The 18,967-nt window shown below is 57.7% G+C and carries 21 protein-coding genes and 1 pseudogene; 8 read left to right on the top strand and 14 right to left on the bottom strand.

What is annotated here, in order from left to right; genetic code table 11:
* Positions 1–8: 8 nt before the first annotated feature.
* From aqpZ to PspS35_RS21475, 5 genes are all read right to left on the bottom strand, one after another.
* On the bottom strand, positions 9–710 hold the full coding sequence (gene aqpZ / locus PspS35_RS21495) for an aquaporin Z (RefSeq protein WP_159936703.1): 702 nt from the start codon (positions 708–710) through the stop codon (positions 9–11).
* 236 nt (positions 711–946) lie between these two features.
* Positions 947–2,779 carry an ABC transporter ATP-binding protein gene (locus PspS35_RS21490; RefSeq protein WP_159936702.1) on the bottom strand — a complete coding sequence of 611 codons (1,833 nt, stop codon included), beginning with the start codon at positions 2,777–2,779 and terminating at the stop codon, positions 947–949.
* Between the two features lie 82 nt (positions 2,780–2,861).
* Complete coding sequence (locus PspS35_RS21485) at positions 2,862–3,425, bottom strand: peptidylprolyl isomerase (RefSeq protein WP_159936701.1); 564 nt, start codon at positions 3,423–3,425, stop codon at positions 2,862–2,864.
* A 3-nt stretch (positions 3,426–3,428) separates the two neighbouring features.
* On the bottom strand, positions 3,429–4,232 hold the full coding sequence (locus PspS35_RS21480) for an alpha/beta hydrolase (RefSeq protein WP_159936700.1): 804 nt from the start codon (positions 4,230–4,232) through the stop codon (positions 3,429–3,431).
* A gap of 14 nt (positions 4,233–4,246) precedes the next feature.
* Positions 4,247–5,170 carry a LysR family transcriptional regulator gene (locus PspS35_RS21475; protein ID WP_159936699.1) on the bottom strand — a complete coding sequence of 308 codons (924 nt, stop codon included), beginning with the start codon at positions 5,168–5,170 and terminating at the stop codon, positions 4,247–4,249.
* Positions 5,171–5,219: 49 nt separating this feature from the next.
* Between PspS35_RS21475 and PspS35_RS21470 the strand changes: the two genes are divergently transcribed.
* The 4 genes from PspS35_RS21470 (at position 5,220) to PspS35_RS21455 (ending at position 7,860) form a co-directional block, all read left to right on the top strand.
* Positions 5,220–5,534 carry a 3-phosphoglycerate kinase gene (locus tag PspS35_RS21470; RefSeq protein WP_159936698.1) on the top strand — a complete coding sequence of 105 codons (315 nt, stop codon included), beginning with the start codon at positions 5,220–5,222 and terminating at the stop codon, positions 5,532–5,534.
* Positions 5,535–5,685: 151 nt separating this feature from the next.
* Positions 5,686–6,288 carry an FMN-dependent NADH-azoreductase gene (locus PspS35_RS21465; protein WP_159936697.1) on the top strand — a complete coding sequence of 201 codons (603 nt, stop codon included), beginning with the start codon at positions 5,686–5,688 and terminating at the stop codon, positions 6,286–6,288.
* A gap of 211 nt (positions 6,289–6,499) precedes the next feature.
* Entirely contained in the window at positions 6,500–7,375 is an 876-nt protein-coding gene (locus tag PspS35_RS21460) for a carboxylate/amino acid/amine transporter (protein WP_159936696.1), read from the top strand.
* A gap of 68 nt (positions 7,376–7,443) precedes the next feature.
* The gene (locus tag PspS35_RS21455; RefSeq protein ID WP_159936695.1) at positions 7,444–7,860 is read left to right on the top strand and encodes an Lrp/AsnC family transcriptional regulator; all 417 of its coding nucleotides are present in this window, start codon (positions 7,444–7,446) and stop codon (positions 7,858–7,860) included.
* Here PspS35_RS21455 and PspS35_RS21450 read toward each other — a convergent pair.
* The 6 genes and pseudogenes from PspS35_RS21450 to PspS35_RS21425 form a co-directional block, all read right to left on the bottom strand.
* Positions 7,857–8,534, bottom strand: coding sequence for a phenylalanine--tRNA ligase beta subunit-related protein (locus tag PspS35_RS21450; protein ID WP_159936694.1), 678 nt, complete (start codon positions 8,532–8,534; stop codon positions 7,857–7,859). The genes PspS35_RS21455 and PspS35_RS21450 overlap by 4 nt on opposite strands.
* A gap of 4 nt (positions 8,535–8,538) precedes the next feature.
* On the bottom strand, positions 8,539–9,756 hold the full coding sequence (locus PspS35_RS21445; protein ID WP_159936693.1) for an ATP-grasp domain-containing protein: 1,218 nt from the start codon (positions 9,754–9,756) through the stop codon (positions 8,539–8,541).
* A 12-nt stretch (positions 9,757–9,768) separates the two neighbouring features.
* The gene (locus PspS35_RS21440; protein WP_159936692.1) at positions 9,769–10,950 is read right to left on the bottom strand and encodes an MFS transporter; all 1,182 of its coding nucleotides are present in this window, start codon (positions 10,948–10,950) and stop codon (positions 9,769–9,771) included.
* A 5-nt stretch (positions 10,951–10,955) separates the two neighbouring features.
* Positions 10,956–11,273, bottom strand: coding sequence for a Rieske 2Fe-2S domain-containing protein (locus PspS35_RS21435; RefSeq protein ID WP_159936691.1), 318 nt, complete (start codon positions 11,271–11,273; stop codon positions 10,956–10,958).
* Positions 11,274–11,285: 12 nt separating this feature from the next.
* Positions 11,286–12,665, bottom strand: coding sequence for an iron-containing redox enzyme family protein (locus PspS35_RS21430; protein ID WP_238785916.1), 1,380 nt, complete (start codon positions 12,663–12,665; stop codon positions 11,286–11,288).
* Between the two features lie 237 nt (positions 12,666–12,902).
* Positions 12,903–13,499: pseudogene (locus tag PspS35_RS21425) on the bottom strand (mechanosensitive ion channel family protein); the annotation flags it as partial.
* Positions 13,500–13,711: 212 nt separating this feature from the next.
* On the opposite strand from PspS35_RS21425, the gene PspS35_RS21420 reads away from it, so the two are divergent.
* A complete protein-coding gene (locus tag PspS35_RS21420) occupies positions 13,712–14,266 on the top strand; it encodes a hypothetical protein (protein ID WP_159936690.1) in 555 nt (184 codons plus the stop codon).
* 246 nt (positions 14,267–14,512) lie between these two features.
* Here the strand turns inward: PspS35_RS21420 and PspS35_RS21415 are convergent, their stop codons facing one another.
* The 3 genes from PspS35_RS21415 to PspS35_RS21405 all read right to left on the bottom strand — a co-directional run bounded on the left by PspS35_RS21415 (position 14,513) and on the right by PspS35_RS21405 (position 16,565).
* Entirely contained in the window at positions 14,513–14,977 is a 465-nt protein-coding gene (locus PspS35_RS21415) for a hypothetical protein (protein ID WP_159936689.1), read from the bottom strand.
* A gap of 85 nt (positions 14,978–15,062) precedes the next feature.
* Entirely contained in the window at positions 15,063–15,464 is a 402-nt protein-coding gene (locus tag PspS35_RS21410; RefSeq protein WP_159936688.1) for a hypothetical protein, read from the bottom strand.
* A gap of 162 nt (positions 15,465–15,626) precedes the next feature.
* Entirely contained in the window at positions 15,627–16,565 is a 939-nt protein-coding gene (locus PspS35_RS21405) for a LysR family transcriptional regulator (protein ID WP_122727918.1), read from the bottom strand.
* Positions 16,566–16,686: 121 nt separating this feature from the next.
* Here PspS35_RS21405 and PspS35_RS21400 point away from each other — a divergent pair, with 121 nt between their 5' ends.
* From PspS35_RS21400 to PspS35_RS21390, 3 genes are all read left to right on the top strand, one after another.
* Positions 16,687–17,613, top strand: a complete 927-nt coding sequence (locus PspS35_RS21400; RefSeq protein WP_174244832.1) for an alpha/beta hydrolase — start codon at positions 16,687–16,689, stop codon at positions 17,611–17,613.
* A 165-nt stretch (positions 17,614–17,778) separates the two neighbouring features.
* A complete protein-coding gene (locus PspS35_RS21395) occupies positions 17,779–17,988 on the top strand; it encodes a hypothetical protein (RefSeq protein WP_159936687.1) in 210 nt (69 codons plus the stop codon).
* Positions 17,985–18,461 carry a hypothetical protein gene (locus PspS35_RS21390; RefSeq protein ID WP_159936686.1) on the top strand — a complete coding sequence of 159 codons (477 nt, stop codon included), beginning with the start codon at positions 17,985–17,987 and terminating at the stop codon, positions 18,459–18,461. The genes PspS35_RS21395 and PspS35_RS21390 overlap by 4 nt, the downstream gene beginning before the upstream one ends.
* Positions 18,462–18,967 lie beyond the last annotated feature (506 nt).

Genomic DNA, 18,967 nt, shown 5'->3' with positions numbered 1-18,967 from the left:
CGTTTGCCTCAGGCCGACTCCTCCCGGCCCAGCCATCGATACGTGACGCCGCCGATTACCGCACCAAGGATCGGCGCGAGCCAGAACATCCACAGTTGCTGGATCGCCCACCCGCCTACGATCAGTGCCGGGCCGGTACTGCGGGCCGGGTTGACCGAGGTGTTGGTCACGGGGATGGAGATCAAGTGGATCAAGGTCAATGCCAGGCCGATGGCGATGGGCGCGAGGCCTTTCGGGGCGCGGTGGTCGGTGGCGCCGAGGATGATCAGCACGAACATGGCCGTCATCACCAGCTCACAGACTAACCCGGCCGCCATCGAGTACCCGCCCGGCGAATGCTCGCCATAACCGTTGGAGGCGAGCCCGCCGGCCAGTTCAAAGCCCGGCTTGCCGCTGGCGATGAAATACAACAAGGCCGCCGCGACGACTCCACCGATAACTTGAGCCGCGATGTACGCTGGCAACTCCCTGGCCGCAAACCTTCCGCCCACGACCAGCCCCACCGATACCGCCGGGTTGAGGTGACAACCGCTGATAGGCCCGATCGCCACCGCCATGGTCAGCACCGTGAGCCCGAACGCCAGTGACACCCCCAGCAACCCGATCCCGACAGCGGGAAACGCGGCGGCCAACACCGCACTCCCGCAACCGCCCAACACCAGCCAAAACGTACCCAGCCCCTCTGTGACTGAACGCTTGAACAAAGACATGCAACACGTCCTTGATAGATCGCTCTACCGAACCAGTAAATCAGTGATGCTCCCTGCAGATTTACTTCAGCGCCCGTCTGGGCACTGCACTGAGTACAGCAGGGTTCTTACACAAATCCAGGCGATGAAAAAGTACCAGAGGCCTGTGGGCGTTGGCGCGAACTGCACATTCTACTGAGTGGCTGTCTACTGAATGGCTGTGAACAAATATGGGAGGGTGTATGGGATTGAAATCCTCAGTCGATACCGACAAACCCACCCGTCTGGTGCTGCCACAACCGCGCATACAAGCCCTTGTGGGCAAGCAGTTCGGCATGGCTGCCGCTTTCGGCAATCTGGCCTTTCTCCAGCACCACCAGGCGATCCATTCGCGCAATGGTGGACAAACGGTGCGCAATCGCGATCACCGTCTTGCCTTTCATCAGGGTTTCCAGGCTTTCCTGGATCGCCGCTTCCACTTCCGAGTCGAGCGCCGAGGTGGCCTCGTCCATGATCAGGATCGGCGCGTCCTTTAGCAGCACGCGTGCGATGGCGATGCGTTGACGCTGACCACCGGAGAGTTTTACTCCGCGTTCGCCCACGTGGGCATCCAGCCCGGTACGGCCTTCGGCGTCCGACAGCAGCGGGATGAACTCATCGGCGCGGGCCTTGTGCACGGCGGCCCAGAGTTCTTCGTCGGTGGCGTCCGGCTTGCCGTACAGCAGGTTGTCGCGGATGGATCGGTGCAGCAGCGAAGTGTCCTGGGTGATCATGCCGATCTGCGCGCGCAGGGATTCCTGGGCCACTTCGGCGATGTCCTGGCCATCGATCAGGATGTGTCCGCCTTGCAGGTCGTACAGGCGCAGCAGCAGGTTGACCAGGGTCGACTTGCCCGCGCCGGACGGGCCGATCAGGCCGATTTTTTCACCGGCCTTGATCTCAAGGTTCAGGCCGCCAATGATCCCGCTCTGCTTGCCGTAGTGGAAATCTACCTGCTCAAAACGCACTTCGCCGTGGGGCACGCTCAGGCGCGGGGCGTTGTCGCGGTCGATCACTGCCAAGGGCTGGGCGATGGTTTTCAGGCCGTCCTGCACCATGCCGATGTTTTCGAAAATGCCGTTGACCACCCACATGATCCAGCCGGACATGTTGACGATGCGGATCACCAGACCGGTGGCCAGGGCAATCGCGCCCACGGAAATCAGCGACTGGGTCCACAGCCACAGGGCCAGGCCCGTGGTGGTGACAATCAGCAGGCCGTTCATGGTGGTGATCACGATGTCCATGCTGGTCACCACGCGGCTGGCCAGTTGGGTCTTTTCGGTCTGCTCGATGATCGCTTCCTTGGCGTACTCCTGTTCGGATTGGGTATGGGCGAACAGCTTCAAGGTGGTGATGTTGGTGTAGCCGTCGACAATACGCCCCATCAGTTTGGAGCGCGCCTCGGAGGAGATGACCGAGCGCTCCTTCACCCGTGGCACGAAATAGCGCAGCGCCAGGCTGTAGGCGATGATCCAGGTCACCAGCGGTATCATCAGGCGCCAGTCGGCTTCGGCAAACAGCACCAGGGAGCTGATGGCGTAGATCGCCACGTGCCAGATCGCATCCACCGCCGCGACGGCGGAGTCGCGCAGGGAGTTGCCGGTTTGCATGATGCGCTGGGCGATGCGCCCGGCGAAGTCGTTCTGGAAGAAGTTCAGGCTCTGCTTGAGCACGTAGCTATGGTTCTGCCAGCGGATCAGGCTGGTCATGCCGGGGCTGATGGTCTGGTGCACCAGCAGGTCGTGCAGCGCGCCGAAAATCGGGCGCAGCAGCAGGGCGACCACGGCCATCCAGATCAGCTCGGTGCTGTGGACCTGGAAGAAATCGGCGGGCGGCGTGCCTTGGGCCAGGTCGATGATGCGGCTCAGGTAGCTGAACAGCGCGACTTCGATCAAGGCACCGATCAGGCCCACTACCAACAGCGCGGCAAAATGCGGCCACACCTGGCGCAGGTAGTAGAGGTAGAAGGGCAGGACTTTATCGGGAGGGGCTTCGCTGGGTGCGTCGCGGAATATATCGATCAGTTGTTCAAAACGACGATAGAGCATCAGGGTTGACGCCCGCAGGGCGGGCTCTCCTTTCAAATGCGCGCGCGGCCTTGTGGGCTGCACGCGGAGTTTCCTGCAGACCTCAGTCGATGCGCTTGGCCGACTTGATGTACACAGGATCGATTGGCACGTTCTGCATGCCCTGCTTGGTAGTAGTTTGCGAGTTGACGATCACATCAACCACATCCATGCCCTTGACCACCTTGGCGAACACGGCATAACCGGCATCGCGACCTGGATCGAGGAAGGCGTTGTCAGCCACGTTGATGAAGAACTGGCTGGTGGCCGAATCCGGGTTCGACGTACGGGCCATCGACAGCGTGCCACGCACATTATGCAGGCCGTTGCTGGCCTCGTTCTTGATCGGCGCTTCGGTCGGCTTTTGCGACATTTGCTGGGTGAACCCGCCGCCCTGGACCATGAAGCCCGGGATCACGCGGTGGAAAATCGTGTTGGTGTAGAAGCCCTTGTCGACATAGGCCAGGAAGTTCTTGGTACTGATCGGCGCCTTGACCGGGTCCAGTTCGATTTCAATGTCGCCGTTGGTGGTGCTGATCAGTACGTGAGGCGCCTTGGCGGGCTCGGCTGCCATCAGGTTGGCAGCGAATAATACGGAACCGGCAAAGAAGGCGATTTTTTTCAGCATGGGTCAGTGATCCTGGGTAGTGGTTTCGACTGTCTTTAGAAAATCGAGCAAGGTTGCGTTAAAGACTTCGGGTTGATCCAAGGGCGTGGCATGGCGGGAATCTTCGATCACCACCAGTCGCGCATCGGGCAGCAGTTTTACATAGATTTCTTTGTGCGCCACAGGGGTGTAGTCGTGGTCGGCGCTGATGACCAGGGTTGGACAGGCAATCCGCGAAAGTCGTTCCTGCACGCCCCAGCCCACAATCGCATCGAAGCTGGCGAGATAAGCACGTTTGTCGTTTTTTGCCCAGCGTTCGGCCATCTTGCGGCGCAGGTCCGCCTGTGCAGGTTTTGGAAACAATCTGTCACCCAAAGCCTTGCCGATGGTGTTCAGGCTGAGCACGCGGGCCAGGGTCCAGCGTTTGGCCCACTGCCAATAGTCATCGGCACTGCGCACCTTGACCTCGGGCGCGCTATTGACGATGCACAGGCTCCTGACCAACACGGGTTCATCCACGGCCAACTGGAAGGCGATCATGCCGCCCATGGACAGGCCCACCACATGGGCGGGGGGCAGGTTCAGGTGCTCGAACAGCGCCACCAGGTCATGGGTGAAACCCTGGATGCTGTAGCGCTCGCGGGGTTTATCAGAGCGACCATGACCGCGTACGTCCACCACGATCAGGCGGTAGTGCCGGGCCAGTACCGGAATCTGCAATTCCCAATCCTGACTGCTGGAGCCCAGGCCGTGGATCAGCACCAGTGGCGTGCCGTGACCGTATTCCTCGTAGTGCAGGCTGCAGCCTTCATGGTCGAACCAGGCCATGGGTGAACTCCGTTTCAGGCTTGTTGGGGGGCGGCGAAAGGCGCGTCCAGGGGCGCCGTGTCAAACGTGCGCAGCAATTCCACGAGGATCTGCGTCGCCGGCCCCAAGGGTTTGTCCTTGTTTGAATACAGGTAGAACGTGGGGTGGCGGCTGCCGCCCTGTTCCAAGGGTAGTTGCTTGAGCACACCCTCGGCGAGCTCACGCTCGATCATGTGCCGGGGCAACCAGGCAAAGCCCAGGCCGCTGCCGACGAAGGCCGCGGCGGTGGCCAGGCTGCCGACGGTCCAGCGTTGTTCGGCGCCGAGCCAGCCGACGTCGCGAGGCTGTTGGCGACCGGAGTCGCGGATCACCACCTGCATCTGGCTTTCCAGGTCCTGGAAGCTCAGCTCGCGATTCATGCGATGCAATGGATGTTCGGGGTGGGCCACGGCGACGAACTCCACATCGCTCATCTCCGAGCCGAGGAAACCGGGGATGCTGAAACCGCAAATCGCCAGGTCGGCCACGCCTTCGATCAACAGCTCCTCGACACCGGACAGCACCTCTTCGCGCAGGCGCACGCGGCAACCGCGGCTTTGCGGCATAAAGGCGGTGAGTGCACGCACCAGGCGCGCGTTGGGGTAAGCCGCGTCCACTACCAGCCGCACTTCGGCTTCCCAGCCTTGCTCCATATGGTGGGCGAGGTCTTCCAGTTGGCTGGCGTTTTTCACCAGTTGCCGCGAGCGGCGCAACAGCACTTCACCGGCGTCGGTGAGGACGGCCTTGCGCCCATCGATGCGTAGCAGCGGCACGCCCAATTGGTCTTGCATGCGGGCCACGGTGTAGCTCACCGAGGACTGCGAACGGTGCAGCGCTTCGGCCGCCTGGGCGAAGCCGCCATGGTCGACTACGGCTTGCAGCGTGCGCCATTGATCAAGGGTAACGCGGGGCGCTTTCAAGATGGGTTCCTCTTGTCCTAAGCTGACAGTCCTTATTGGAGACTGCCGAATGAGAAAATTCTGTTGTGTGTTGCTGGCGCTGCTGCCGATGAGCGCGTTTGCCTACCCTATCGACGTGACCAAGAAAATCGACGGGGTCAGCATTGATTACACCGCTTCCGATGTGGACGGCGACATCAGTTCGATACAACTGAATAACTACGGCACGAAAGACGCCGTGTGTTCGGTAACCTTCACCAACGGCCCGGAGGCACCACGTCGTCGCACGGTCTCGGTGCCGGCGGGCAAAAGCACCAACACCACGGTGAAGTTCAACCGCGCCATTATCAAGATGCGTATTGCATTGGCCTGCGCGCCAAAATAAAGCGGCAGCGGAGCATGTCCACAGGAATACTCCGCTTATTAACAAATTTCTAGATGGGTTATAGCAATTTTTTGCGCTTTTTAATCGAATAGCCCTTGGTTAATCTTTTCTCCATCGACTTACAGCAGTTTCAGATGGAGCCTACGAAGCCATGTCCAACGTTCTGATCATCGAAAGCAGCGCCCGCCAGCAGGATTCGATTTCCCGCCAACTGACTCAGCAGTTCATCAGCCAATGGCAGGCCGCCCACCCAGCGGATCACATCACCGTGCGTGATGTGGCCCTCAACCCGGTGCCGCACCTGGACGCCAACCTGCTCGGTGGCTGGATGAAAGCGGCCGATCAACGTAACGCTGGCGAACAGGCGTCCCTCGACCGCTCCAACGAACTGACCGATGAACTGCTGGCCGCCGATGTCCTGGTCATGGCCGCGCCGATGTACAACTTCGCCATTCCCAGCACCCTCAAGGCCTGGCTGGATCATGTGTTGCGCGCCGGTGTGACCTTCAAATACACCCCCACCGGCCCGCAGGGTTTGTTGACCGGCAAGCGTGCCATCGTGCTCACCGCACGCGGCGGCATCCACACCGGCGCGAGCTCCGATCACCAGGAACCGTACCTGCGCCAGGTCATGGCCTTTATCGGGATTCATGACGTCACTTTCATTCACGCCGAAGGGGTGAACCTGAGCGGTGATTTCCAGGAAAAGGGCATCAACCACGCCAAGGCCTTGTTGGTGCAGCTCGTGGCATGAGCCGCTTGATCCTTTAATCGTCAGATAATCGCGCGGTGTTTATATCGCTCGACGCAAACCCTTCAAGTACGCGTACGAACCTCCCTTTGCACTTGTTGCTCCTGAGTGCTCCTGCCCGACTGACGCTTTAGCGAGGTCGGGTTTTTTTTGCGCCGAGTTTCTTCAAACACCGAAAACCTTTAATGTCCCGCCCATTCGAGACGAGGCGCGCATGGGCTATCTACTGGTTGTTACCCTGATTCAGGCATTTTCCTTCAGTCTGATCGGCGAATACCTCGCCGGTCATGTCGACAGTTACTTCGCGGTGCTGGTGCGCGTGTTGTTGGCCGGACTGGTATTCATCCCGCTGACCCGCTGGCGTTCGGTAGAACCGGCTTTTATGCGCGGCATGCTGGTGATCGGTGCGTTGCAGTTTGGCGTGACGTACGTGTGCCTGTACCTGAGCTTTCGTGTGCTCACGGTACCGGAGGTGTTGCTGTTCACCATCCTCACGCCGTTGCACGTGACGCTGATCGAAGATGCCCTGAACCGTCGTTTCAACCCTTGGGCGCTGGTGGCCGCACTGGTAGCGGTGGCGGGTGCGGCGGTGATTCGCTTCGACCAGATCACGCCGCACTTCCTGATGGGCTTCCTGCTGCTGCAACTGGCCAACTTCACCTACGCCGCCGGGCAGGTGATGTACAAGCACTTGGTCGCGCGTTACCCCAGTGACCTGCCGCATTACCGTCGCTTCGGTTACTTCTACCTCGGTGCACTGCTGGTGGTGTTGCCTGCCTTCCTGCTGTTCGGCAAAGCCAACTTCTTGCCCGATGCACCGCTGCAATGGGGTGTGCTGCTGTTTCTCGGGCTGGTCAGCACGGCGCTGGGCATGTACTGGTGGAACAAGGGCGCCTGCCTGGTCCACGGCGGCACCCTGGCCGTGATGAACAACTTGCATGTACCGGTGGGGCTGTTGCTGAACCTGCTGATCTGGAACCAGCACGAGCCCTTGGGGCGGCTGGCCTTGGGCGGCTTGGTGATTCTGGGGGCGGTGTGGATCAGTCGGCTGGGTATAAAACCGGTACCTGGCGTAAAGTCTGCCACGTGATGGGCTCAGGACATGCGTGAGCGGCAATGAAAGTCTGCTATAGAAAAGAACGGTGTGGGGGCGGCAGAGTGGACAAGACAGATGAACTGATCATTGCGGCCTTGAAGGATGACTCCCGTGTCAGCCTGGCGCAATTGGCGCGGCAAGTTCACAAGTCTCGAACGGCGGTGGAGTCGCGTGTCCAGAAGTTGATTGAAAAGGGCATCATCCTCGGCTTCACCATCCACGTCGCCGAGGAAGATGAAGTGCTGCAGTCTGCGTTTCTGATGCTGACGCTCCATGGCAGCAGTTGCCATCTGGTATTCCCCAAGGTCCAGCAGTTCAGCCAGGTGGTGCATGCCTATTCGCTGTTTGGCGACGTGGACATGATGCTCGACGTCCGCTACAGGAGCTTTGAAGAACTGATGGTCTTCAAGGACAGCCTGCTGAAAATCGAGCATGTGAAGGAGGTCGTGGTCAATCCTGTGTTGAAGGCCTGGCGCTAGGCGTGATCGCGAACGGTTTCGAGAAAGTGGTGACTCAGGTTCGGCATTTTCTGGCGAAGGGTGTCCACGAACTCTTCGATGACCGCATGGTTGAATTGAAACGACGTGTCGTCATGCCCCAGGATCACGACCAATAGCCTGGACGAGTCTTTCGTCAGCCTGAAGTCGTGGGCGTCGGCGTCCACCTTGCCGATGCTCGCCAAAGGCACGTCTCCGCAGGTATAGACGATGTCGCCAACGGGAATCGTGATGGGCTTCTTGGCGAACAATGGGCGTAGAACCCTCGGTTTGTCCGAGCGCATTACGTAAATGTCATCCTTCTGATGATAGGTGTGCACGCCGATGCTGACCCCATGACGGATCGAGACGGCGTTATAGGCGTCGACGATGTTGTTGATGGGGTACACGCCCTTGGCGATGAACCGCCGCAGCAGCTTTTCGTTGGCGCTGACAGTGTTTTCGTAGCCGAGCTTTTTGAGCTGTTTGGCAAACCCTTCATACACAAGGTTTGAGTCCAGCTCGTTGAGGCGCGAGGCCACATGGTTCAGGTTACTTTGCAGCACCCCGACGAAACTTTGGTCGTCCGACACGGTGATGTCTTCGATAACGGCGGCGCACGCATTGTTGATGCCCAGCTCACAGGCTGACTTCTTGAGGATCAAGCGACTTTTCATAACCTTAACACCACAGTTTTTTTCGAAGGTTGGCGGTACTGGCGTCCAGCTGCAGCGCCGAAGGGCTCTGTAGCCAGAACAGTCCCGGACAGGTGGCGAAGTCGATCGTGAGTGGCGTGGTATCACCAGGGCCGATGAAGTAGCGGTGGCCGCAATAGGCCTCGTCCGCCTGGGCACTCTGTATGGCCAGGGGGGCGGGAAGGTCGAAGGTGCGATTCTCTTCGGAGCAGAAGAAACCGATCCGGCCGTGGCTGATCTGGCTGACTGTCTTGACCTGCGGGGACGGTTCGCCGATGTAGCTGTCGATCGACAGTGACAACAAGTCGGGGTGATACACCTGCTGAAACAGCAGGGGCGCGATGCCACCGTGCAAGCGCCCGCCTGCCTCAATCATGACAGGCCCGGCGTCAGACCAGATGATCTCCATGTGAATCGGCCCGACCTGCACGCCCAGGGCTGCCGCTGCCTGGCGGGCATAGTCGATCAGTGGGTGCAGCTCGGCTGCCTGCGGGTCTAGGGTGTCGAGGCTTTCATAGACAAACATGCTGCCGTTTTTCTGGATCTTGGTGTACTTGCAGACACTGGCAACGATGTACGTGCCGGCAAAGGCGACCATGTCGACCACGTACTCCGGCCCCGCGATAAACGACTGCACGATGAAGCCAAGGTTGGTTTCACCCAGGTCGTTTTTCTGCTGCCAGGCTGCGTTTCGCAAGGCGGTTTCTGCTTCGCCCTTGCCCTGGGCAAACACCACGCCTTCGGTGGCGGCTGAATTCAGTGGCTTGACCACATAAGTGGCCGACTCCTCCAGCTTGGCCACGACTTCGCCAATGCGGCTCGGTGAGCTCAGGAGGTACGAATCAATGTGCGCCAACTGGTGTTTTTTCAGCGCTTGCTGCATGGAGAACTTGTTGCGCCGCAGGTCACTGGTGATACGGCTGTTGCCTGGGATGCGAAGAAGCTCCGTCAGGTAGTCCGTGAGGTAGATCGCGGTTTCGCAGCCGGCGATCACCGCGCTCAGTGACAAGGTTTCCAGGGTGATCAGCAGGCTCTCTTCCCAGTGATACACCTCATGGAAATTCTCTGCGATCAGGTCGTTGGTAAAGTGTTCAGGCAAGGCACGTGTGGAAATCACGGCGATGCACCGTATGCCCTGCGCGTTGAGCAAGGGGGCATAGAGTTTGCCCGTGGAAAACGGGTCAACAATGAGTACGGTTTTCACGTCGTGCAGTCCTTATTCCGTGGTAGCGGTAGGCGAGGCGGCCGGGGTCAGGTTCCATGCCAGCACGGCAGTGGCCAACAGGCCGGCGGAGACAATCATCAATAGGCGTGCGCCTTCGAGTCCGAGAAACCCCGAGGTGGTAAAGAACGTCAGGATCATCGGTGCCGAGCCACTGACCAGCAGGTAATAAAGCGAGCTTTTCGCGGCGATCACGTCGGCCACCCTGGCGTTGGGCGCCGATTCGATCAGGGTTTTGCGCAGTTGGATCCGCAGGCTGTTGATGCAGAAGCCCAGCAGGAATGCGGCGGCCATCATCACGTAGAGGTGCTGGAAGTAGACGATTGCCACGTCCGCCAGTATCACCAGCAAGATGGCTCCATAACTGTTGAGTTTGATGCGCGGCAACACCGCGGCGCTGAAGGCACCCAGGCCCGCCAGGCCGCTGGCGACGCCAAACAGGGTGGCATTCCACTCATTGAGTTTCTGAAAAACGATGGGCACCAAGCTGTTGAACGCCCCGATATGGAAACCGATCATGCTCAATACAATGATCAGAATGTAGAGGTTGCGTGGCAGGTCCAGCGCTCGGGCGGTGGTGGAGGTTGCGGTCTGCTCGGCGGTTTCTGCGCTGGGGCTGTCGGCCACCAGGTAGACGCCTGCCAATGACACAATCGCCGCGAGGCTGATGATCTGCAGCGTCTGGTTGACCGAAAACACATCCACGATCAAGCCGCCCAGGAGTGCGCCGCCGAAGGCGCCGATCTGTATCGAAGTCTGCATCAACCGCGCGCAGGTGTCGCTGTCGGTGAGGCCGGCGAGTACCAGCTTGGTGTTTTTCGACTCCAGGGTGCTGATGGTGAAGTAGTCGGTGACGCCCACCACAAACGCGATCGCCAGAAAGCCGATCGGCAGCAAGGCGGCCTGGGTAAACGACAGCCCCAGGACGGCGGCGAAGGCCGCCAGGCGTATGTACAACAGCCGCTTCAGGCTGAGTTCAATGGTGAAGAACTTGCCGATGTACTGTTCGCATAAATAGGGCACCACGGTGGCCACGCACAAGGTGGCGCCCACCAGGAATGTCGAGCCGGTGGTCTCCAGGCCAAACCAGACCATCGCGATCACAATTGCCATGTCGAGGCCGGTAAAGAGCGTCACGATTGAATAGAACGCGGTCAGTGTCGATTTAGTATTCATGGGCTTCATCCGTCGTAACGGGAGAGTTTAAGTAACGGCACGCACCGCTCGGTGTCGCCGACCACGGTGCTGATCTGGTTTCTGACGCGCACGGTGGGCAGCGCCTTCTTCTCTAGGTTGCAGACCTTGTAGGCGTTGTCGTGCCAGGGGCAGATCACGCTTTGGCCGTCACCCGTCACTTCGCCCATGTGCAGCGGGCCGCCACGATGGGGGCACGCGGTGGGCAATAATTGGGTCGAATACGCGTGACGCTTGAGGAAGTAGGTTCTTTCCTCCACGGCCACGTAGTTGGCGTGGGAGATATTGAGGCTGATGGCTTTCATTGGCTTGCCCACTCAGATGGCGGTGACGGTGTACGTGCAGGACGGGCTGACGATGTAGGTGCCATGGAGCATGCCCTTGGGAATCACCACGCCTTCGCCAGACGTGAGGCGCAGCGTCAGTTCGGGGCTGGCGATAAAGTCCAGTTCGCCGGATTCGACCCAGAACAGTTCGTCGTTGGGGTGGGTATGCAGTACCGACAGTTCGTGTTCAGCCTCGGTGATTCTCAGGTCTACCGGCTTGTGGCCCTGGAGCTGCGCGGCCTTGGCGCGATGTTCATCCAGCTCGTCATGCCATTTGATATGGGCATACAGCTCTTCGTCGGCGATGTCCTGAAGGAGCTTGAACTCTTCAAAACCACGGATAAGGTCGGGGATGATTTTGGTGCCGAACTGCTTGATCATGGGAATGATCAGGCGCTGGAGGGCCATTCTGCCGTGGTGCACATCAATGTGAGCATGCTCATCGAAGTAGGCGGTGCAGACCTGGCCGTCGAAGATGCTCTTGATCGCACGTGACTGGTGCTTGGTGGTCAGCGCCAGCGTGGCTTCGGTGTAGTACATGGCACCGATATAGCGAAACAGCTCGCCATGGTTGGCCGACACATAGTGGAAATAGTTGGTGAGTGACAGCGACGCCGGCGTGTAGAACTGCCAGTAATGGTGCACGTGATGCGACATGTCCATGTCCTGGAGCATGTCTTCAAAGATGGTGCTGTGCTTCTTCTTGTCGACGCCGTAGCCATACTCGTCGATCAGGATCTTGAACAACTCGCTGGTGTACACACCGCAGTTGCCCAAGACGTTGCGGGCCATCGCCGAGGCTTCACTGAGGAAGTCGCCCGCGCATTGGGTCATGAAAAACCGCGCGGCACGCTGTGGGTGGCGGCTGGTGGTCAGCACCTCATGGAGTTTGGAGTCGGCCTGGGCGACGTCATCCAGGACTTTATCGGTGTGGGCGATAAAGGAGTCCAGGCACCATGGACCATTGATGTGCACTTCTTCTTTGAGCCAGTTGTACAGATAGTGTTCCAGCAATGGGCGGATCTTCTTGCCACTGGCGGCGTGCTGGGGATCATAGAACTGTTTGAACGCCTTGAAGTCGAGTTCCAGTGGCGGCTTGGGCAGGAAGACCAGGTCTTGCTCATAGATATTCAATAACAAGCGTTGCGCCAACAGGTGCTGACTGTTTGAGAGTTGGTCGCTGGTCAGGCTGGTGGTGATGATCGCGTCAGTAACGTCCTGAGGCCTGGACGGTCGCTGATAGGGGCCTTGGGTATAAAAACTGCGAGGTTGCGCAAAGGCCGTAGCCCCACAATAGTGGGTCAGCGCTTCGGCATTCGAACTTAATACAAAGTCTGCTGCATTATCAGAAAGCTGAGTTGTCCATAACATGAGCGGTGGCCTTTATCTGGCGTTGTTCGATGGCCAGATGCTAAGGCGTTGGTTTTTTTTAAAACAGATTAGAAATAGTGCGCGCAAGTAGTGAAATTCACTAAAGGCGTAGGAAAAATTTTCTTTCTGGGTCGCACAAGTTGATTATTCGGGTGCAGCGGCTACAAATAGTGGCCGGCTGATATCGAGAGGCTTGCACCGACGGGAGGCTGCTGCCCCACGTCGGTGTCGGTGTCATTACACCAGCGGCTCTGCGGCCTGGGGCTGATGGGTCATGGCGGCGATCCCCGTGCGCAAGTCAGTGCCGCTCGGTTGCTGATACAGCGTCAGCCCGAATTCTGGCAACACCGCCAGCAGGTAATCGAAAATATCCCCCTGGATCCGTTCGTAATCCGCCCACGCCGTGGTGCGGGTGAAGCAGTAGATTTCCAGCGGCACGCCCTGGGCGGTGGTTTGCATCTGGCGCACCATGCAGGTCATGTTCGGCTGGATGTCCGGATGGCTTTTCAGGTAAGCCAGGGCATACGCGCGAAAGGTGCCGAGGTTGGTCATGCGGCGGCGGTTGGCCGACAGTTGCGCACTGTGGCCCTGGGCTTCGTTCCAGGCCTTGAGCTCGGCCTGCTTGCGCCCGATGTAGTCGGTGAGCAGGTGCACCTGGGTCATGCGTACTTCTTCGTCATCGCGCAAGAAGCGCACGCCGCTGGCGTCGATAAACAGGCTGCGTTTGATCCGGCGCCCACCGGAGGCCTGCATGCCGCGCCAGTTCTTGAACGATTCGGACATCAATCGCCAGGTGGGGATGGAGACGATGGTCTTGTCGAAATTCTGCACGCGTGAGCTTATTACTAAAACGGACATATCAAATTCTTTAAAATCAATGATTTACATAAAAATGATAAATGTCCATTTTTCGTCGCTGTTATTGACAGCACTCGAGCAGCGGCAACAGGTTCCGCCATATACGCGTTAGGTTGTGGGATATGCAGGCATGCTAGTGATAGCCTATCCGAGCTTCTCGGCTACAATCGGCGCTTGTGGAATACACCATGATCAACCTCCATCGCTTAATCACCAAGCTGTTTCCCGACCGCCGTCCTCAACGAGAGAAGAAGCGTGAGCGGGAGTTCATCAAGGCAGCGAACGGTCTCAAAACTCTCAGGGTGACGCCGGAGGGCGGAATGTCCATTGACCCCGAAGAGCTCCGCGAACAGATAGTCGCCTCGCGTGAGCATTTGAAGCATCTTGTCCACAGGTCAGAAGCGCCTAACCGATCATTCAGAGCATCGGAAGATGCCCAGGTGGAACCGTTAGTGAGTTCCACCGTAGAGGCCCCGGTGAGCGCCATAGACTGTATCGAGGTGGTGGCTTGGCGTCGGTTGCAGAGCGGCGCTACTGTGCGCTACATGTGCCTCCAGTCTACGAGTACGGGGCGATTCGCTGTCGCTACAGCTAGTCTGTTCACAGAAGCTATAGAGAGTCTCCCGACTTGGGTCGACGGCAATACAAACAGGCAAATTGCGAATGCCCTACAGCTCGGTGATCTCCAGTGGTACGCGGCTGTGAGCGAGGCTATGGATGCTTGGGATGCGGAGCTTTGGTGACCCTGAGCTTTCAGTTGGGGCGTGCCCCTGCGGGGAGCGGCTGTCGTGCACCGAGCCCTTGCGATGCCAAGGTCTCGGCCCTTCGGGCTTCCATCCCACACGCCTGCGCGCTCCGCTTGCCATTTCTACCAGGCACGTGATCACCTGCCTTCGGTTCGAGCGGTCGCAAAAGCTGTGCTACATCCATACTTCAATGGACTCATCGCTTTCGCATAGCTGAGGGTAGGTATCCACCCCTCTGGTCGTTCAAGTTTGGAAAAAAGCACGACAGGCTTCCATCAAAGCAGTCGCATCATGGAAAGCTCGGTGGTGCCTAGTTGTTGGCAGTAGGTGATAAATGTCACTAGCCGCCTCCCTACCCACGAACACCTCCAAAGGCTTCAACTCGAAGGTAGGTCTCAGATCTGCTGCCTCATAAAGGACATCGAACCAAAACACGTCTTGAGGTGAGTCGCTGCAAAGCACCTGCCCTGAAAACAGCTGATTCATTCGTTCCGCCACGGTGTGTGGGGTATCACCTTCCTGAAGCAAATGATCCTGAGTGAGACCATGCATGTCTTGCGCATCGAACGACCAGTGCGTCCAGTACCGAACGGGCTTGATCAGCGAGCTGTAGACGGTCTCATTCGACACGACGGCGACTTCAATAGGATAGCTATCCGGGGCTATCCCTGAGGCTTCGAAATCGATAAAAAAAGAAGGCCGTTCCACTCTGCAGCTCCTGTTTTGAGGGTGCGACTTCACTTGGCTACACCGACTGCTTGTGTTTGCGCCGCCATCGCTCGAACCAGTCGTTCTAGCTGTTAGCAGCCTTTGCAAGTCGATGGTCTTGCAGATGCTGCATCTCACGCTCCCATTCAACCAAAAATTTATCCCAGTTCGCAGCGTAAGGCCCATCTAACAATCTGGTTGACCCGATACTCGCCTGATTGAAGCGCTCCCTCCAGGGCTGGGGGATAGTCTGCTCCAAAATGATGTCGATTCCGGAGTGGTGATGCTGCACCGTGACACAATCCCGAAGCTGGTTGAGCTCAAGTGCCTTGTCAGCATGAGGGGAGTCTTTTCGCTCTTGAAGTTCAAGGTCATCAAGAATGGATAAGGGATCGAACGCCTTCGAATCGCCTGGAGATATGTTCGCAAGCATCCACAAAGCTTTTCGTCTCTTGGCTTCCAGTTCGCGGAGTTCATCGTCGGGCATAGGGGTTACCTCTTGCTTGAGCGAGGTGGCGCTGATGGCGTGCCGCCTGCGGCGTCAGGCTGCCGTGAATCGAGCCCCGCCAAGGCGCGTCTCGCCCCTGCGGGCTCGCATCCCTCACGCCTGCGCGCTCCGCTTGCTTGGTGTTTGCGCCTCGCTCACGGGTCAGGCAGTGTGAATGCCCTCGGCAAAATGCTGCTCCCATGGTGGGCATGGTGACCAAGCCTCCACGAGTTTATCGATAAAGAGTCGAATTTTTGGAGATAGGTGCCGCTTGCTAGGGTAGATCACCCGAATAGGCTCTGCGGCCTCTGCATACCCAGCGAGCAATTGAACGAGCTTGCCGCTCCTCAAATCGTCGTTTACCACGTAGGAAGGAAGAGTCGCGATGCCCAGGCCAGCTACAGCTGACTGGTGTAATGACTCAGCACTATCCATCTGTAGTCTTCCACCATGAGTAACGGGCACAGATCGCCCGTTTACTCGGAAATTCCAAGGAAGCAGTCTGCCGCCGCTCACAAAATGCAGGCACTGGTGCTCGGATAAATCCTCAGGCGTTTTAGGCTCGGCATGTTCAGCCAAATACTTGGGTGAAGCGCAGGTAATCATTTGTTGGTAGGCCACAGTGCGCGTTAGCAACCGAGAATCTTCCTTCGGTGGCCCGATGCGCATGGCCAAATCAAATCCCTCATCGATCAGATCGACCAGCCTGTCAGAGAAGGTGATATCAACGCTCAGGGAGGGCCAATCCTTAAGACAGCACTCAATGTGCTGAAGGACATGAAGTCTGCCCAACGCAACCGGCAAACTCATCCGCAGTCGCCCACTGGGTGTCGAACGACGAAACGCGAGGGCATCCTCCACGTCATCCAGATCCTGAAGAACGCCCACACAGCGCTCATAAAGAACCTGGCCGTCATCGGTCATGCTCAAGCTACGCGTAGTGCGATTCAGTAGACGTACCTGTAAACGAGCCTCAAGCCTGACTATCGACTTCCCCACCGCAGAGCGCGTGAGGCCAAGTTGCTTTGCCGCCGCAGTGAAGCTTCCCGCGTTTACCGAGCTTACAAACGCTGCGATATCATTCAGATTATGGAGTTCCATACGGCCTCGGTGGTCTCAACGCTCGGGCGGCTTAGCACCTGTTATGGGGAACCCTATTCCCCAATACTAAGCATAGTATCTCAATTAGCTAATCCACTCCCAACGATCAATTGAGGTCATTATGAACACTAAAGTCCAAGCAGCCGTCCAAACCTGGGCCAATAGCCTTAGCGATCTGGTACCCGTTCTTAAGGGAATCGATACCACCACAAAAATGAGCGACATCCGCGACTCTTACGCAAAAATGCTCGCGCAAAATCCAGCGCCAGCTGGCGTTAAATTCGAAGCAGTCGACATGGGTGGCGTACCCGGCACACTGGTTACTCCGGACGAGATCAAAACCGAAGCGGTCGTGATGTACATCCACGGCGGCGCCTACATCGTAGGACGTCCAGACGGCTACCACGGTATCGGCGGCAACTACGCGAAAATGCTCGGTGCTCGTGTATACATGCCGGACTACCGCCTCGCTCCTGAGCACAAGTTTCCAGCATCTATTGACGACACATTGCGCGCTTACGAATGGTTGCTTGAGCAGAAAATCCCGGCTAACAAAATTGCGTTCTCTGGCGAGTCGGCTGGCGGCGCAATGGTTGTCAGCGTCATGGTCGCGGCTAAATCGAAAGGGCTTCCATTGCCTGCGGTTGGCTCCTCCATCTCACCATGGGCGAACCTTGAACACACCGGTGCTTCCATGAGCAACCGTGAAGGCCTGGATCCTCTGAACTCCAAGCCTGTCTTGGACATCCTCGCCAGAGCATTCCTAGGCGACACATTGGCCAATCATCCTCTGGCCTCACCTGTGTTCGCGGACGTCACCGGTCTTCCACCAATCTTGGTGCAGATCGGCGAGAACGAGCTGATGTTGAGTGATGCAATGCGCCTTGCAACTCACCTGGCTGATAACCGCGTTCGCGTAAACCTGGAAGTATGGCCAGCGATGTTCCACGCCTGGCACTTCTACGCCACCATGCTGCCTGAAGGTCAGCAGGCTATGGAGAGCTCCGTTCGCTTCATCGAGGCTGGCTTGGCCGACGCTAACCGCTAAAACGCAGAACAACCGCGATAGCTTTCTAGGCTATCGTGGCTCTACCCATATTTTTTAAGGCCCTTTGCCCATCCACTGCTAGTAGTCTGCCAGCTAGCCTTGTCTAGATACGTATTCATTTCTTGTGCTGCGCTATGCTGAGTTTCCCTGAAGGAGGCCACATCAATGCCAAAGGAATACTCGTTATCGGATGTGCTGGAAAGGATGTACGAGAACCAACTCGCCCTTGAGGCCGCCCTGATGGAGTTGACCCTCCACGTAGAAGCCCACGGACATGCGGATGTAGGAAATAACGTCCGTGGTGCTCTGGAGACAATCGGCGAGAACGCCGGACACATCAAGCAAGGCCTAGCAAGGCTCAAAAAGCTCCCATGACCCAGCCGCTTTTTGATTTTGATCTCAAACGCGTATCCCGCACGCACTACATCACTGGCAAGGCTGCGATCAACTTTCCGCACGGTAGAAGCGCTACAGGTGGATGGCATTTCCTGTCCTACTTCGACCGGGATTCGGACGTAGCGAAAGTGTCCTTGGCAGGTATTCATTATCCAGATACGACCGATTTCTTTGGATGCGCTGGAGTCATCGACGTAACCGACGAGCTTGCGATGCGAGGCTGGTCTGTAGAAGGTCGACAGCTTTACATGGCGGATCACTACAGAGCTGCTGCAGATATGGTTGCCAGGTGGGCTCTTGGTGACTCAGATCACTGCAATGTAGAGATTTATGAGTGGTTTCCATCCCTTACCGATAAGCAAAGATTGCTCGATCTCCTGGATACTGGGAAGTCACGGCTTCAAGAGGTGGATAGGCTGGAAAAGGTGGCGCTTTGGCTCCGTACGCGGTAGGTCGATGGCGTCAGATTGGTTGGGAAGGCAGCTACGTATTACTTGCTGAATGAGAGCATGGATATGCGCAAAAAATCTCAGTCATGATTCCCTCCTCTTGATTCTTTTCGCTGTCCTATGGGCGACGGGGATAAAGACACACCTCAATCACATCTTCAACCGTGCATCCAGGACACTCCGAATAACCTAGTTTGAAATGGACATACCCAAGCTGCGTCGGACTATTCAGATACGCGGATGCCCCTTGGTAACCTCGGAGAAAACCCGTGGTTACCAAGCGAGGAATCACCAATCAGGCTCCGGCTCTGTCCCCAAATGAATCGTCATAACCAGTGCACGCCGGTAATGTAAAGGAGTCGTGTGTAACTCTAGGGACTGAAACCTATTTGCTGCACCGACCAAAGCGCTCATACGCTCCCGAGGTACGGATATGAAGACCCCCAACCGTTTTCCGCTTGCCGTTATGGATCCAATGCCTCTAGGCACGTCAATGTCCTGAGATAGGC

Origin of the sequence: Pseudomonas sp. S35 (assembly GCF_009866765.1) — a bacterium.
Taxonomy (GTDB): Bacteria; Pseudomonadota; Gammaproteobacteria; order Pseudomonadales; family Pseudomonadaceae; genus Aquipseudomonas.
This window is presented reverse-complemented; position numbering and strand designations above follow the sequence as displayed.